The organism is Micromonospora sp. HK10 (genome assembly GCF_000982955.1).
GTDB lineage: Bacteria > Actinomycetota > Actinomycetes > Mycobacteriales > Micromonosporaceae > Micromonospora.
In genome coordinates this window covers 23,881-39,425 of record NZ_KQ058714.1, presented here as the reverse complement: position 1 = coordinate 39,425, position 15,545 = coordinate 23,881, and the positions used below count along the sequence as shown (strand labels likewise).

Below are 15,545 nucleotides of genomic sequence, written 5' to 3'. Positions count from 1 at the left end.
AACCGAGACTGAACAGAAGTTTCAATACCTCTCGGCTTAACCGAAGAAAAACTTCACCGGTCGGCAGCGTTGGGCCGGCGACGGTCGTGCGGGGGCGCCGGGCCGGCGACGGTCCCGGGACGCGACGAGGGGCACGGCCCGCAGGCCGTGCCCCTCGCGTCGGTCCGTCAGCTCACTCGCCCGGGGTGGACTTCGCGATCTGCATCAGGAACTCGATGTTCGTCCGGGACTGCTTGAGCCGGTCCAGCAGGAGGTCGAGCGCCGCCTGCGAGTCCAGCGAGTGCAGCACCTTCCGGAGCTTGTGGACGATCGCCAGCTCTTCCGGCGCGAGGAGGACCTCCTCCTTGCGGGTGCCGGACGGGTTGATGTCGATCGCCGGGAAGACCCGCTTGTCGGCGATCTTCCGGTCCAGCTTGAGCTCCGCGTTGCCGGTGCCCTTGAACTCCTCGAAGATGACCGTGTCCGCCATCGACCCGGTCTCCACCAGCGCGGTGGCGAGGATGGTCAGCGAGCCACCGTTCTCGATGTTCCGCGCCGCGCCCAGGAAGCGCTTTGGCGGGTAGAGCGCGGTGGAGTCGATACCACCCGACATGATCCGGCCGCTGGCCGGTGCCGCCAGGTTGTACGACCGGCCCAGCCGGGTCACCGAGTCCAGCAGCACGACCACGTCGTGGCCCAGCTCGACCAGGCGCTTGGCCCGCTCGATGGCCAGCTCCGCGACCGTGGTGTGGTCCTGCGGCGGACGGTCGAACGTGGCCGCGATGACCTCGCCCTTCACCGACCGCTGCATGTCGGTGACCTCTTCCGGCCGCTCGTCGACCAGCACCACCATCAGGTGGCACTCCGGGTTGTTGCGGGTGATCGCGTTCGCGATCGCCTGCAGCACCATGGTCTTGCCGGCCTTCGGCGGCGAGACGATCAGGGCACGCTGGCCCTTGCCGATCGGCATCACCAGGTCGATGACCCGGGTGGTCAGGATGTGCGGCTCGGTCTCCAGCCGCAGCCGCTCCTGCGGGTACAGCGGGGTGAGCTTGTAGAACTCCGGCCGGCGCCGGGCCTCCTCGGGCTCCATCCCGTTGATGGTGTCCAGCCGGACCAGCGGGTTGTACTTGTCGCGCCGCTGCTCGCCGTCCCGGGCGGCCCGCACGGCGCCGGTGATCGCGTCACCGCGGCGCAGGCCGTACTTCTTGATCTGGGACATCGAGACGTACACGTCGTTCGGGCCGGCCAGGTAGCCGGTGGTCCGCACGAAGGCGTAGTTGTCGAGCACGTCGATGATGCCGGCGACCGGGACGAGCACGTCGTCCTCGCCGACCTGCGGCTCGCGGCCGCCGGTCTCACCCTCGCCCCGCTCGCCACGGCCGCGCCGACGGTCGCGGAACCGGCTGCGCCGGCCGCGCCGGCCGCCGCCCTCGCCGTCGTCGTCGCCGTCGTGGTCCCGCTCGGCCCGCTGGCCACGGTCGTTGCGGTCACCCCGGTCACCCCGGTCGTTGCGGTCGCCCCGGTCGTTGCGCTCGCCCCGGTCACCGCGGTCGCCCCGCTCGTTGCGGTCCCCGCGCTCGGCCCGCTCGCCCCGCTCCGCACGGTCGCCCCGGTCGGTCCGCTCGGCACGGTCGGCACGGTCGGTCCGCTCGGCACGGTCGGTCCGCTCGGCACGGTCGCCCCGCTCGGCACGGTCGGTCCGCTCGCCCCGCTCGGCGCGGTCCCCGCGCTCGGCCCGTTCGTTGCGGTCCCCACGCTCGGCTCGCTCGGCACGGTCGCCGGTGCGCTCGGCGCGCTCCCGACCCCGACCCTCGCCGCGCTCGGTCCGCTCGCCGGTCTCGGCGGTGGCCTCCTCGGTGCGGGTCTCCGCCGCCCGTGCCTCACCACCGGCGGCCCGGCCCCGGCGGCTCCGGGTGCGACCCTCGGTCGCCTCGGCGGCCGGCGCCTGCTCGGCGGAGCGCCGCTCGGTCTCGGCGCGCTCCTCGCGCACCTCGGCGTGGACCTCCTCCCGAGCGGGAGCGGCCGCGGCCGCGACCTCGGCCCGCGGTCGAGGGGTGCCGGCGGCGGCACCGCCCTGCCGCTCGGTGATCGCGCTGATCAGCTCGCCCTTACGCATGCGAGCCGTACCGGAGATACCGAGCGACGCGGCGAGGCTCTGCAGCTCTGGCAGCAGCATCGCCGACAGGCCGGTACCGCTGCGCCGACGGCGCGTAGGGGCGGCGGCGGTGGTGGCATCGCCAGCGACGTTGGAAACATCCGACGTCACGTCGGTGGTGTCGCTCAATGGATTCCTTCCCTCGATAGGCCGGGACTGCCCGGAGTCGAGAACCAGGTGGCCGGGCGGCCTCGGTGCACCCGCTTCGCACGGACGCGGTGCGGGAGTCTGTGACACAGCAGCCGGTCGGTTTCCCGACTCACCGACGTGGTGAGCAGGTCTCGCCGTCTGCGGCGACCTGTGGAAACTGCGGTGCGGCGTGGGCCTTGGCAGGGGTGACGGGCTGACCGCCGAGAGCTTCGGGGGTGCGCCGACCCGCAGGAGATCGCATGCTTCGCGGCTGTGCTGAGTCTAGAGCGTAATCAACTCTTCCGACCTGCGGCAACAGGGTCCCGCTCGGCGTGTCCCAGTCTACCCCGGGTTACCCGGGCACCGCTGACGTCTATCGGCAACTCCCAGCGCCGCCAGTTTGTTCCCCCGGGGAAGGCCGGAGGAACCTCGCTGAGCGCCAGAACCGTCGGGCCCGCCCCACTGACCACGGCCGCCACACCCGCCGCACGCAGCGCGCCGACCAGGGCCGCCGTCGCCGGCATGCCGGGGGCACGATAGTCCTGGTGCAGGCGGTCGACGGTGGCCGGCAGCAGCAGCGCCGGCTCGGTGGTCAGCGCGTGCACCAGCAACGCCGCCCGCCCGGCGGTCAGCGCCGCGTCCGGGTGCGGCACGGTGGCCGGCAGCGCGGCCCGCGCCTCGGCGGTCAGGCCGCGCTCGTCGGGCACGAAGACGGTCGGCTGGACCGCCTCCGCCACCGGCAACGAGACGGCCCGGGCGCCGGACGGCTCCGTCCAGGCGATCGTGAACCCGCCGAGCAGGCAGGGCGCCACGTTGTCCGGATGGCCCTCCAGCTCGGAGGCCAGCCGCAACGCGGCGGCGTCGTCCAGCCGCTCGGCGCCGTCCGGGACCAACGCGCGGGCCAGCAGCACGCCGGCCACGATGGCCGCCGAGGAGGAACCCAGGCCCCGGGCCTGCGGGATCCGGTTGACGCATTCCAGGGCCAGCCCCGGCGGTTGTCCGCCGAGCACGTCGAAGGCGGCCCGCATGGCGGTGACCACCAGGTGCCGGTCGTCGGCTGGCAGGTCGCCGGCCCCCTCCCCGCTCACCGTCACCCGGACGCCGCCCGTGGTCACCTCCGCCGCCACGTCGTCGTGCAGGCCCAGGGCCAGCCCGAGCGCGTCGAAGCCCGGCCCCAGGTTCGCGCTGGTCGCGGGCACCCGGACGCGGACCGGCCCGGCGGTGAAAGTCATCGGCACCGGCTCATGCTAGGACCCCGCACCGACAGCGCGGCGGTTCGCCCGGACCGTGGGAATGGCGCCCGTCCACTAGCCTGACGCCGGTCCGCCACGATCGGGAGATGACGTGCGATACCTCGGCGCCACCGGCCTGCAGTTGCTCACCCAACTGCCGAACTTCCTCGTCCTGATCGCCGGGCTGGTGCTGGCGCTGGTCAACCGGCGGCTGCCGCGCGGCCCGCGCGGGCTGCTCCTCGGCGGGGTGGCGGTGCTGCTGATCGGTGCCACGGTCAGCCTGCTCTGGGCGCTGACGGTCAGCCGCTCCCTCGGCGAGGGCTGGAGCAGCAGCGAGCTGATCCGGCTCGGCACGCTCATCGGCCTGATCCAGCTCGTGCTGCATCCGCTGGGACTGGGCCTGGTGATCGCCGCCGCGCTGGCCGGCCGGCGCGCGACCGGCCCGGACGCCCCACCCCCGACGTGGGCCGGCTGGCCGCACCCGCCGGTGACTCCGCCCGCCGCCGGGGCCCCGTACCCGCCGTCGCCGCCGCACGAACCGGCCTGACCGGTCAGGACGCCGGGCTCGCCTCCGGCTGCTCCGCCGGGTCGGTCAGCGAGAGCCGGCGGGTGGCCAGCCGCCACCCCACCGCGTAGACCACGGTGACCAGGCCGCAGCCGGCCAGCACGGTCCGCTCGTCCACCCGGTCCACGACCAGGGCCACCACCAGCTGGCTGATCGAGATGGCCAGCGTCGCGAGCATCATGTCGGTGGCGAACACCCGCCCCCGCAGCCGGTCCGGCACCTCGCCCTGGAGGGCGTAGTTGGACATCACCCAGTTGCTGCCGCCACCCAGGTGGGCCAGGAAGACCAGCACCAGCACCAGCGGGAACCAGTCGACCACCGAGGCGCCGAGATAGGCCAGCCCGTAGAGGGACATGGAGAGCGCCAGCCCGGTGAGCAGCCAGGCCCGGTTGCTCAGCACCCGGCGCATCAGGATCGGGCCGACCAGGGCGCCGGCGCCACGGCTGGCGAAGAGCAGGCCGGTGCCCACCGACCCGACGCCGTACACCCCGGCGAGCAGCGGGAAGACGGTCAGCACGCCGTTGCCCAGGCCGACCGCCGACTTCACGGTGACCAGGGCGAGCACCCGCGGCCGGTGCGCGATGTAACGCAGCGCCTCGCGGATCGCCGGCCAGGTGCGCGGGGTGACCACCGCCGGGTCCCGGGGAGCCTGCAGCGGCCGGCGGATCAGCGCGGCCAGGCCCGCGGCCGCCGCCAGGGCGCCGGCCGCCACCCAGAAGCTGACGTACGGGCCGGCGGCGGCGCTGAGCATGCCGCCGAGCGAGGCGCCGACCACCGTCATGGTGCCCCAGGCGGAGCCGGCGATCGCGTTGCCCGCGGCCAGGTCCGCCGGGTCGAGCACGTTGGGCAGGGCGGCCTGGGCGGCCGGTGAGTAGAACGCCTTGGCCACCGCCACCGCCGCGATCGACACCAGCGCCAGCCAGGCCGTGCCGGCGCTGCGGACCCCGAGCAGCAGCAGGATGCCGGCGAGCGCGGCGAGGTTCGCCGCCATCATGATCTTCCGCCGGTCGAACCGGTCGGCGATGGTCCCGCTGTACGGCAGCAGCAGCGCGGTCGTGCCGGTGTCCACGGCGAGCACCAGCGCCCCCCACACCCCGCTGCCGGTCAGCTCCGGCAGGAGCACCAGCAGCGGCACCATGACGAACCAGTCGGCACCGAACACCACCAGCTCGGCCAGGAACAGGTTGCGGAAGTCGCGGTTGCGGACCAGGACCGAGAGGGTGGGTGACACGCCGGAACTTTATCCCCCGCTCAGCTGGCGGGCGCGCGCCGGAGCAGCTGGGAGACGGTGACGAAGGAGTACCCCCGGTCGCGCAGCCCGGTGATGATGTCGGGCAGGCCGCGGAGCGCCACCAGCCGCTTGTCGGTGCCGACGTCGTGTCCGAGCAGGATCGTGCCGGGCTGGACGTCGGCGACGATGCGCCGGGCGTGGCCCGCCGGGTCGTTCGGGAACTCGCCCTCGACCATCTGCAGGGTCCAGAGCACCAGCCGGTAGTTCAGCCGGGCGGCCGCGTGCAGCACCGCCCCGCCCAGGTGTCCCCACGGCGGGCGGAGCAGCCGGGGGGCCTGGCCGGTGGCCGTGGCGATCGCGTCGTGGCTGCGCCGCAGGTCGTCGTACGCGGTGTGCGCGTCCATCCGGGCCAGGTCGTGATGGCCCCAGCTGTGGTTGCCGACCTCGTGCCGGCCCAGCCGGCCGCGCAGCAGCGCCGCGTGCTGCCGTGCCCGCGCGCCGACCAGGAAGAAGGTGGCCGGCACCCGGTGCTGCTCCAGGGTGTCCAGCACCATCGGCGTCCACCGGGGCTGCGGACCGTCGTCGAAGGTCAGCGCGACCAGCCGTTCGGCGGTGGGCACCCCCCAGGCGACCTCGACCACCCCGGCGCCGACCTGCTGGTGGCGGCTGCCCAGGGTGGCGCTGGCCGGGCCACCCGCCAGCGGCAGCCGGCGGTCGGCGATCCAGGTGCTCTGCGAGGTGACGGCGGCGCCCAGGGCGGCGCCGCCCGCCAGCAGGGCGCTGCGGCGCAGCACGGTGCGCCGGCCCCACACCGCGCCCGCGCCGTCCGCCATGACCCCCGCTCCCGCTCCGGCCCGCGAGCCCGGCAACCGGGACGTCGGGGCACAGACAGTAGGTGGCAATTCACTCACGGTACAACCCGCGCGTTCCGCGCACCGCCCCCTTTCCGGGCCCGCACGGCACGATGGCCGCCCCGAGCGGGACGGCCATCGTGGCGGTGCGGTGCGCCCGGCACGGGCGCAGTGGGATCAGTCGGTGGGCGGCAGCGGGGAGCGGCGGCTCTTCGGCAGCCGGAGCACCTCGAACTGGTCGGTCCCGTCGAGCAGCGCGGCGGACGGGGCCCGCCGCGCGGGCGGCTCGGCGGTCGCCTCCGCCGGCGAACCGTCCGCCCCGACCAGCGCCGGGACCGGCTCGGGCGCCGACTCCTGCTCCGGCGCCGGCGGCACCGGCTCCGGCACGCCCCGGCGGCGGGCCCGCCGGTCGCGCAGCGACTCCTTGGTGCGCTCCACCATCGTGTAGAGGGTCGGCACCAGGATCAGGGTCAGCAGCGTCGAGCTGAGCAGGCCGCCGATCACCACGACCGCCAGCGGGCGGGAGATGAAACCGCCCTCACCGGTCAGGCCGAAGGCCATCGGCAGCAGCGCGAAGATCGTGGCCACGGCGGTCATCAGGATCGGTCGCAGCCGGCGCCGGCCGCCCTCGACCACCGCCTCGGCCACGCCCATACCCTGCCCCCGGTACTGGTTGATCAGGTCGAGCAGCACGATCGCGTTGGTCACCACGATGCCGACCAGCATGAGCACGCCGATCAGCGCCGGTACGCCCAGCGGCGTGCCGGTGACCAGCAGCAGCGCGATCGCGCCGGTGGCCGCGAACGGCACCGAGATGAGCAGGATCAGCGCCTGGGTCAGGCTCCGGAAGGTAGCCACCATGATCAGGAAGACGATCGCGATCGCGGCCAGCACGGCCAGCCCCAGGTCGGCGAAGGCGTCCTTCTGCTGGGCGCTCACCCCGCCGACGGTGAACGTGGCCCCCGGCACGTCCAGCGCGTCCAGTCGCCGCTGCAACTCCTGCGTGGTGGCGCCCAGGTTCGAGCCGGTGGCCGTACCGGTGATCGAGACGCTGCGCTCACCGTCGATCCGGGTCACCTGCTGCGGGCCGTCGACCTGGTTGACGTCGGCGATGTCGTCCAGCTTGACCCGGCCCAACGGCAGGGCGCGCAGCTCGTCCACGGTCATCGGCGGCCGGGCGCCGGTGCTGAGCAGCACGTCCTGCTGCCCACCGTCGAGGGTGACCCGGCCCAGCGGGGAGCCCCGGTACGCCTGCGCGACGAACTGCCCGACGGCCGCCTCGGTGAAGCCGGCCCGCGCCGCGGCGACCCGGTCGACGGTCACCTCGACCCGGGGCACCTGGGTGGCCAGGCTCGTGGTGACGTCCTCGACGCCCGGCGTACCGGCCAGCGCGCCCCGGGCGGCCTCGGCGGCCCGGGCCAGGGTGTCCTGGTCGGCGGCCTGGACGACCACCGCGAGCTGGCCGGCCGACGCGGCGTTCTGCCCGGCGCCGAAGCTCAGCTCACCGGCCTCGGCGCCGAGCGCGTCGAAGTCCGCGCGCAGGGTCTTGCGGACCGCCGCCGCGTCGGTGTCGTCGGTGAGCGCCACCGCGAAGGAGGCGGTGTTGTTGCCACCGCCGCCCGCCCACGGGTTGTCGTTGCCGCCGGCCGTGACCTGGTACGTCTTCACTCCCGGCGTACGCCGGAGGATCTCCTCGACCCGGGCCGCGGCCTGGTCGGTGGCGGCCAGGCCGGTGCCCGCCGGCAGCTTCTGGGTGATGGAGAGGGTGTCCTGACCGGAGTCGTCGAGGAAGTTGGTCTCCAGCTTCTGGGCCAGGCCGAAGGTGCCGAGCAGGAGCAGCAGGCCCAGCCCCACGGTGGCCCAGCGGGTGCCCCGCGACCGGGTGGCGAAGCCGATCACCGGCAGGTACGCCCGCTGCAACGGGCTGCGCAGCTCCTTCTCCTCGGCGCTGCGCCGGACCGCGCCGTCGGCGGCCGGCCGTGGCTTCAGGAACCAGTACGCCAGCACCGGGATCACCGTCAGCGACACCAGCAGCGAGGCGAGCAGGGCCACCGTCACGGTGATCGCGAAGGGCGCGAAGAGCTGGCCGACGAAGCCGCCGACCAGCGCGATCGGCGCGAAGACGGCGACGGTGGTGAGGGTGGAGGCGGTCACCGCGCCGGCCACCTCGCGGACCGCGCCGAGGATGGCGTCCCGCTTCGGTTCGCCGTACTCCAGGTGCCGTTTGATGTTCTCCAGCACCACGATGGAGTCGTCCACCACCCGGCCGACGGCGATGGTCAGCGCGCCCAGGGTGAGCAGGTTGAGCGAGTAGTCACCGGCCCAGAGCACGATCAGCGCGACCAGCACCGACAGCGGGATGGAGACCGCGGTGACCACGGTGGAGCGGACCGAGAGCAGGAAGACCAGGATCACCACGACCGCCATCAGCAGGCCGAGCAGGCCTTCGGTGGTGAGGCTCTCGATGGACCGCTCGACGAAGGGCGCCTGGTCGAAGACCACGGTCAGCTCGGCGCCGGAGGCGGCCGACAGCTCGTCGAGCCGGTCCCGGATGTCGTGCGAGATGCCGACCGCGTTGCCGTCCGGGCTGGCGGTGACCGCGATGCCCAGGCTGGGCTTGCCGTTGGTGCGGGTGATCGCGGTGGCCGGGGCGAGCTGCTGCTCCACCCGGGCCACGTCGCCGAGGCGTACCGGGGTGGCGGGTGCGGTGGCGAGCACGATGCCGCGCAGGTCCTCCAGCGTCCGGATCGGGGTGCCCACCTGCACCGGGAGCGACCGGCTACCGTCGGCCACCGCGCCGGCCGGCAGCGCGACGCCGTTGTCCCGCAACGCCGTGGCGACGGCGGTCGGGGCCAGCCGGGCCGCGGCCAGCTTGGCCGGATCCGGCGTGACCAGCACGACCTGGTCGCGGGTGCCGGTCACGTCGACCGTGCGGACCCCGTCGAGGCTCTCCAGCTCGGGTACGACGGTGCTGCGCAGCTTCTCGGCCAGGGCCTGCTCGTCGCCTCCGCCGCTGGCGGCCACCACCACGGCCGGCAGGTCGTCGGTGCTGCCGGCGATGACCTGCGGGTCCACGCCCTCGGGCAGTTGCGCGTCGATCCGGCCCAGCGCGGTCTGCATCTTGTTGACCACGTCGTCGAGGTCGGTGCCGAAGGCGTACTGCACCTGGACGGTGGCGGCGCCCTCTCGGGAGGTGGAGGTCACCTTCTCCAGGCCGGGGATGCCCTGGAGGCTGTTCTCGATCGGCTCGGCGACCTGCGCCTCGACGATCTCTGGCGCGGCGCCCGGGTACGGCGCCACGATGAAGGCGGCGGGGAACTCCAGCGACGGCAGCAGCTGCTGCTTGAGCGACGGCACGGCGAACGCCCCGAACGCCGTGGTCACCAGGGCGATGAGGGCAATCAGTCCCCGGTTGGCGAGGCTGAATCTGGCGAGCAGCGACATCTGCGTTACTCACTCCTGAGAAGGGGTCGGCGGGGTGCCCAGAGTCTCCCCCATCCGATCACGCTCCCCGTCACCCACCCCGCCCTCCCGCCACCACCTCCCGACCCGGACGGACCGGTCGACCTCCCGGCCCGGACGGACCGGTCGACCTCCCGGCCCGGACGGAGCGGTCGACCTCCCGGCCCGGACGGACCGGTCGACCTCGCCGCGCGACCGAATTGCTACCGGCACCGCAGCCTGAGGCCAGTTGCAGCGCTGCCGCAGGGCAGCGCAGGGCAGCCGGAGGGCAGTTGATCAAGGAGTTTGCGTCAGCCTTTGGCCTCCTCCCGCACCCAAACTCCTTGATCAACGTCGGGGGTGGGGGGTGGGTGGGGTGGGTGGGTGGGGTGGGGGGTTAGGCGAGGTCGAGGGAGCGGGCGGCGGCCAGGGGGTCGTTGGCGATGGTGATGGGGGCGGGGGCGGTGGAGATGGCCCACTCCGGGTCCTTGAGGCCGTGCCCGGTGACCGTGCAGACCACCGTGGCGCCGGCCGGTACGCCACCGGCGGCGGCCTGCTGGAGCAGGCCGGCCACGCTGGCCGCGCTGCCCAGCTCGACGAAGACGCCCACCTCGCGGGCCAGCAACCGGTACGCGGCCAGGATCTCCCGGTCGGTGACCGCGGCGATCAGGCCCGTCGAGGCGTCCCGGGCGTCGACCGCCTTCGTCCAGCTCGCCGGGTTGCCGATCCGGATCGCGGTGGCGATGGTGGACGGCTCCGGCACCACCTGACCGGTGACGATGGGTGCCGCGCCGGCCGCCTGGAAGCCGTACATCCGGGGGGCCCGGGTGGCGTTGCCGTCCCGCAGGTCCTCCGAGTAGCCCATCCAGTACGCCGAGATGTTGCCGGCGTTGCCGACCGGCAGGCAGTGGATGTCCGGCGCGTCGCCGAGCGCCTCGACGATCTCGAACGCCGCGGTCTTCTGGCCGTGCAGCCGGTCGATGTTGACCGAGTTGACCAGGGCGACCGGGTAGTCCTGGGCGAGCTTGCCGGCCAGCGCCAGGCAGTCGTCGAAGTTGCCCTGCACCTGGAGCAGCTTGGCGCCGTGCACGAGCGCCTGGGCCAGCTTGCCCAGCGCGATCTTGCCCTGCGGCACGAGCACCGCGCAGGTGATCCCGGCGCGCGCCGCGTACGCCGCGGCGGAGGCGCTGGTGTTGCCGGTGGAGGCGCAGATGATCGCCTTGTCGCCGGCCCCGACCGCCTTGGAGACGGCGACCGTCATGCCCCGGTCCTTGAACGAGCCGGTCGGGTTGGCCCCCTCGACCTTGAGCCAGACGTCGGCCCCGGTGCGGGCGGAGAGCACCGGCGCCGGCAGCAGCGGGGTGTTCCCCTCGTGCAGGGTGACGACGGGAGTGGCGTCGGTGACCGGCAGCCGGTCCCGGTACGTCTCGATCAGACCCCGCCACATGTCGCTCTCCTCGTCTCCCGCCCCGGCCGTGTCGGGGCCCTCACCAGCGTGGCGCAGCCTCCCGAACGGGCCGCCGGCACACCTTCCCCTAACCATCAGGCGGGACGGTGGCGTTACGCGCCACCCTCCACCCGGAGGACGCTGGTGACCGAGCGGACGATGTCCAGCCCGCGCAGCTGCCGCACGGTGGCGGCGAGCGCGGCGTCCGGCGCCACGTGGGTGACGATGACCAGTTCCGCGCCCGGGCCGGCGCCGGCCGGGGCCTGCCGCACGGTGGCGATGGAGACCTCGTGCCGGGCGAAGACCCCGGCCACCGCCTCCAGCACACCCGGCCGGTCCGCCACGTCGAGGCTGATGTGGTAGCGGGTGAGCGCCTCCCCCATCGGCCGGACCGGCAGGTCGGCGTAGGCGGACTCGCTGGCCGCGTGCACCCCGGCGAGCCGGTTACGGGCCACCGCCACCACGTCGCCGAGGACGGCGCTGGCGGTCGGCGCGCCGCCGGCGCCGCGGCCGTAGAACATCAGCTGCCCGGCCGCCTCGGCCTCGACGAAGACCGCGTTGAACGCGTCGCCGACACTGGCCAGCGGGTGGGTCAGCGGGATCATCGCCGGGTGCACCCGGACGCTGACCGTCTCCCGGCCGGCCGCGTCCGCGCCCCGGGTGGCGATGCAGAGCAGCTTGATGGTGCAGCCCATGGCCTTGGCGCTGGCCACGTCGGCGGCGCTCACCTCGGTGATGCCCTCCCGGTGCACGTCGGCGGCGGTGACCCGGGTGTGGAACGCCAGGGAGGCGAGGATGGCGGCCTTCGCGGCGGCGTCGAAGCCCTCCACGTCGGCGGTCGGGTCGGCCTCGGCGTAGCCCAGCTCAGTCGCCTCCTCCAGGGCCTCGGCGAAGCCGGCGCCGGTGGCGTCCATGGCGGAGAGGATGAAGTTGGTGGTGCCGTTGACGATGCCGGTGACCTGGTTGATCCGGTCGCCGTGCAGCGACTCGCGCAGCGGGCGCAGCAGCGGGATGGCCCCAGCGACGCTGGCCTCGTAGTAGAGGTCGGCGCCGCCCTCGGCGGCGGCGTCGTGCAGCGTGGCGCCGTCCTCGGCGAGCAGCGCCTTGTTGGCGGTGACCACGCTCTTGCCGGCGCGCAGCGCCTCGACCAGCCAGCTCCGGGCTGGCTCGATGCCGCCGACCACCTCGACCACCACGTCCACGTCGTCGCGTTTGATCAGCCCGAGCGCGTCGGTGGTGAACAGCGCCGGGTCGACCGGCAGGTCGCCGCGGTCCCGGCCGAGTCGGCGTACCGCGATGCCGGCGATCTCCAGCGGGGCGCCGATCCGGGCGGCGAGGTCGGCCGACTGCTCGTGCAGCAGCCGCACCACGTCGCTGCCGACCGTGCCACAGCCGAGCAGCGCCAAGCGAACCGGTGAGGTCATCCCACATCCAATGCGAGCAGGTCGTCTTCGGTCTCCCGGCGGACGATCAGCCGCGCCCGACCGTCGCGGACGGCGACCACCGGGGGCCGCGGGACATGGTTGTAGTTGCTGGCCATGCTCCGGCAGTAGGCCCCGGTGCCGGGCACCGCGACAAGATCTCCGGGCTGCACGTCGGCGGGCAGGAATTCATCCTTCACCACGATGTCCCCGGACTCACAATGCTTTCCCACCACGCGGGCGAGCATCGGCTCCGCCGAGGAGGCGCGATTGGCCACCGTCGCCGAGTACGACGCGTCGTAGAGCGCGGTGCGGATGTTGTCGCTCATCCCGCCGTCGACGCTCACATAGACCCGACCGTCCGCCGCGCCGCCACCGGCGCCGAGCGGCACGGACTTGACCGTGCCCACCTCGTAGAGGGTGAACACGGCCGGCCCGACGATGGCCCGGCCGGGCTCGATGGACAGGTGCGGCACCCGCAGCTGCTCCGCCGCGCACTCCCCGTCGACGATCTTGGCCAGCCGCTTGGCCAGGTCCTGCGGCGCGGCCGGGTCGTCCTGGGTGGTGTACGCGATACCGAAGCCGCCGCCCAGGTCCAACTCGGGCAGCTCCACGCCGCGGGCGTCGCGGATCTGCGCCTGCAGCGCGAGCACCCGGCGGGCGGAGACCTCGAAGCCGCTGGCGTCGAAGATCTGCGAGCCGATGTGCGAGTGCAGGCCGCGCAGCTCCAGCACGTCCTCGTCGAGGATCCGGAAGGCGGCCGCGGCGGCCGCGCCGCCCGCGAGGGAGAAGCCGAACTTCTGGTCCTCGTGCGCGGTGGCGATGAACTCGTGGGTGTGCGCCTCCACGCCGACGGTGACCCGGACCAGCACCCGAGGGCGGACCCCCCGCTCCCGGGCGAGCGCGGTGAGCCGGTCGATCTCGGCGAACGAGTCCACGATGATCCGGCCCACCCCGGCGTCCACCGCCCGGGTCAGCTCGGCCACCGACTTGTTGTTGCCGTGGAAGCCGATCCGCTCCGGTGGCATCCCGGCCGAGAGCGCGGTGGCCAACTCGCCGCCGGTGCAGACGTCGAGGAACAGCCCCTCCTCGGCGATCATGCGGACCACCGCGCGGCAGAGGAACGCCTTGCCGGCGTAGTACACGTCGGCGTCGGGGAAGGCCGCCCGGAACTCCCGGCAGCGCTCGCGCAGGTCGTCCTCGTCCAGCACGTACGCCGGGGTGCCGTACTCGGCGGCCAGCTCGCGGACGTCCAGGCCCGCGACGGTCAGCGCGCCGCCGTCGGCGCGGGCCACGTTGCGCGGCCACAGCTGCGGCACCAGGGCGTTGACATCGACCGGGGTACGCAGCCACGCCGGCCCCCGGTTGCCCAGATCGCCGTGCAGGGCACCGGCCTCATGCGCGCGCATGGGGCTACATCCTTTCCGGGGCGGAGACGCCGAGCAGGCGCAGGCCGTTGGCGATGACCACCCGGGTGGCGTCGTTGAGCCACAGCCGGGCCCGGTGCAGGTCGGTGACCTCCTCGTCGCCGCGCGGCAGGATCCGGCAGTTGTCGTAGAACCGGTGGTACGCCTGCGCCAGGTCCTCCAGGTAGTGCGAGAGCCGGTGCGGGGCGCGCAGCTCGGCCGCGGCGGCCACCACCGACGGGAACGCGGCCAGCTCCTTGAGCAGCTCGTTCTCCTTCTCGTGGGCGAGCAGCTCGGGCCGGAAGTCGGCGGCCTCGCCCCGGGTCAGCCCGACCTCGGCGGCGTTGCGGCCGACGCTGGCGGTCCGGGCCGCGACGTACTGCACGTAGTAGACCGGGTTGTCGCGGGTGGCCCGGGTCCACAGCTCCACGTCGATGTCGATCGGCGAGTCGCTGGAGTAGCGGGCCAGCGCGTACCGGGCGGCGTCCACGCCGATCGCGTCGACCAGGTCCTCCAGCGTCACCACGGTGCCGGCCCGCTTGCTCATCCGTACCGGCGCGCCGTCGCGCAGCAGGTTGACCAACTGGCCGATGAGGATCTCCAGGTTGCGGTCGGGATCGTCGCCGAAGCAGGCCGCCATGGCCTTCATCCGGCCGATGTAGCCGTGGTGGTCGGCGCCCAGCATGATCACCACGCGCTCGAAGCCGCGCTCCCGCTTGTCCAGGTAGTAGGCGCAGTCGGCGGCGAAGTAGGTCCACTCCCCGTTGGACTTGCGCAGCACCCGGTCCTTGTCGTCACCGAAGTCGGTGGTGCGCAGCCAGGTCGCGCCCTCGGACTCGTAGAGGTGGCCCTGCCCGCGCAGCCGCTCCAACGCCTGGTCCAGCTCGCCCCGCTCGTGCAGGTCCTTCTCGTTGAAGTAGGTGTCGAACTCGACGCCGAAGTCGCGCAGCGACGACCTGATCTCGGCGAACATCAGCTCGACGCCCTCGACCCGGAACACCTCCTGGGCCTCGGCGTCGGCGAGGTCCCGCACCTCGGGCCGGCGCCGCACCACCTCGCTGGCGATCTCGGCGATGTACGCGCCGCCGTAGCCGTCCTCCGGCGCCGGCTCGCCCCGGGCGGCGGCGAGCAGCGAGCGGGCGAACCGGTCGATCTGGGAGCCCGCGTCGTTGAAGTAGTACTCCGTGCCGACCTCCGCGCCGGTGGCCCGGAGCAGCCGGCTGAGCGCGTCGCCCACGGCGGCCCAGCGGACCCCGCCGATGTGCACCGGCCCGGTCGGGTTCGCCGAGACGAACTCCAGGTTGATCTTCTGACCGGCGAGGGCGTCGCTGCGGCCGTACTCCGGGCCGGCCTCGACGATGACCTTGGCGAGCTGCCCGGCGGCGGCGGCGTCGAGCCGGATGTTCAGGAAGCCCGGGCCGGCGATCTCCACCGACTTGACCCCCGGCGCCCGGCCGAGCTGCTCGGCCAGGGCGGTGGCCAGCTCCCGCGGGGGCACCCCCACCTTCTTGCTGAGTTGCAGCGCCAGCGTCGAGGCGTAGTCGCCGTGATCGGGGTTACGCGGCCGCTCGACGGCGGTCTGCGGGGGCAGCGCGGAGCGGTCCAGCCCTCGGTCCGCGAAGACGGCATGGGCTGCGGTGAGGACGACCTCGGCGAGTTCTGCGGGAGTCACCGAACCATGTTAT

Annotated in this window: 10 protein-coding genes; 1 reads left to right on the top strand and 9 read right to left on the bottom strand. The window is 73.7% G+C overall.

Going from position 1 to position 15,545, the window contains the following annotated elements:
• Positions 1-172: 172 nt before the first annotated feature.
• Positions 173-2,266 (bottom strand): transcription termination factor Rho, encoded by a 2,094-nt coding sequence (gene rho / locus LQ51_RS06650; protein ID WP_046563790.1) that lies wholly within the window; start codon positions 2,264-2,266, stop codon positions 173-175.
• 293 nt (positions 2,267-2,559) lie between these two features.
• Positions 2,560-3,498: a homoserine kinase gene (gene thrB, locus LQ51_RS06645; protein WP_046563789.1), complete on the bottom strand. Its 939-nt coding sequence runs from the start codon at positions 3,496-3,498 to the stop codon at positions 2,560-2,562.
• A gap of 112 nt (positions 3,499-3,610) precedes the next feature.
• Here thrB and LQ51_RS06640 point away from each other — a divergent pair, with 112 nt between their 5' ends.
• Entirely contained in the window at positions 3,611-4,045 is a 435-nt protein-coding gene (locus LQ51_RS06640; RefSeq protein WP_046563788.1) for a hypothetical protein, read from the top strand.
• Between the two features lie 4 nt (positions 4,046-4,049).
• Here LQ51_RS06640 and LQ51_RS06635 read toward each other — a convergent pair whose 3' ends face one another.
• The 7 genes from LQ51_RS06635 to argS all read right to left on the bottom strand — a co-directional run bounded on the left by LQ51_RS06635 (position 4,050) and on the right by argS (position 15,532).
• The gene (locus LQ51_RS06635) at positions 4,050-5,294 is read right to left on the bottom strand and encodes an MFS transporter (RefSeq protein WP_046563787.1); all 1,245 of its coding nucleotides are present in this window, start codon (positions 5,292-5,294) and stop codon (positions 4,050-4,052) included.
• Positions 5,295-5,314: 20 nt separating this feature from the next.
• Positions 5,315-6,127 carry a polysaccharide deacetylase family protein gene (locus LQ51_RS06630; RefSeq protein WP_046563786.1) on the bottom strand — a complete coding sequence of 271 codons (813 nt, stop codon included), beginning with the start codon at positions 6,125-6,127 and terminating at the stop codon, positions 5,315-5,317.
• A gap of 195 nt (positions 6,128-6,322) precedes the next feature.
• On the bottom strand, positions 6,323-9,589 hold the full coding sequence (locus LQ51_RS06625) for an efflux RND transporter permease subunit (protein WP_046563785.1): 3,267 nt from the start codon (positions 9,587-9,589) through the stop codon (positions 6,323-6,325).
• A gap of 394 nt (positions 9,590-9,983) precedes the next feature.
• Positions 9,984-11,033, bottom strand: a complete 1,050-nt coding sequence (thrC, locus tag LQ51_RS06620; RefSeq protein ID WP_046563784.1) for a threonine synthase — start codon at positions 11,031-11,033, stop codon at positions 9,984-9,986.
• Positions 11,034-11,146: 113 nt separating this feature from the next.
• On the bottom strand, positions 11,147-12,457 hold the full coding sequence (locus LQ51_RS06615; RefSeq protein ID WP_046563783.1) for a homoserine dehydrogenase: 1,311 nt from the start codon (positions 12,455-12,457) through the stop codon (positions 11,147-11,149).
• Positions 12,454-13,863, bottom strand: coding sequence for a diaminopimelate decarboxylase (lysA, locus tag LQ51_RS06610; RefSeq protein WP_046563782.1), 1,410 nt, complete (start codon positions 13,861-13,863; stop codon positions 12,454-12,456). Before lysA ends, LQ51_RS06615 begins: the two co-directional genes overlap by 4 nt.
• A 4-nt stretch (positions 13,864-13,867) precedes the next feature.
• Positions 13,868-15,532, bottom strand: coding sequence for an arginine--tRNA ligase (argS, locus tag LQ51_RS06605; RefSeq protein WP_046563781.1), 1,665 nt, complete (start codon positions 15,530-15,532; stop codon positions 13,868-13,870).
• Positions 15,533-15,545: the final 13 nt, after the last annotated feature.